The organism is Gluconacetobacter tumulicola, from assembly GCF_014174215.1.
In the GTDB taxonomy this organism is placed as follows: domain Bacteria; phylum Pseudomonadota; class Alphaproteobacteria; order Acetobacterales; family Acetobacteraceae; genus Gluconacetobacter; species Gluconacetobacter tumulicola.
This window is the reverse complement of sequence record NZ_JABEQL010000085.1, coordinates 1-608: the sequence shown is the minus strand read 5'-3', so window position 1 is coordinate 608 and position 608 is coordinate 1. Positions and strand designations below refer to the sequence as shown.

Here is a 608-nt window from a genome sequence, read left to right as displayed (position 1 = left end):
GATCCCCGGCATCTGGGCGCGCGCATCGGCATCACCGCCGTGCTGCACAGTTGGGGGGCGGCGCTGACCCACCATCCCCATGTCCATATGATCGTGCCGGGCGGCGGCCTGTCGTCCGATGGCCAGCGCTGGATCTCATCGCGCCCGGCCTTCCTCCTGCCTGTTCGCGTGCTGGGCAAGCTGTTTCGCCGCCTGTTCCTGACCCGGCTACTTGCGCTTTTCGACGCCGATCGGCTGGCCTTTCGAGGCCAGTTGGCTTCTCTGGCAGACCGTCGTGCCTTTCTGCGGCATCTGGCCCCCGTGCGCAGCAGGCGCTGGGTCGTCTACGCCAAGCCGCCTTTTGCTGGTCCCAAAGCGGTGCTGGCCTATCTGTCGCGCTATACCCACCGCGTCGCCATCTCGAACCGCCGCCTTCTGGCGTTCAACGAAAAGGGCGTGACGTTCCGCTACAAGGACTACCGCCGGGATACCGCGCACCAGCAGCAGGTCATGACGCCGCCACGGATGAGTTCATCCGCCGCTTCATGCTGCATGTCCTGCCACGAGGATTTCATCGCATCCGCCATTATGGCCTGCTGGCCAGTTCCAACCGCAAGGCCAGTCTCGCC

1 pseudogene is annotated in these 608 nt (G+C 65.3%); it reads left to right on the top strand.

The annotated features are described in order from the left end of the window. Nucleotides 1-608 (top strand): annotated as a pseudogene (locus tag HLH29_RS19365) (IS91 family transposase); the annotation flags it as partial.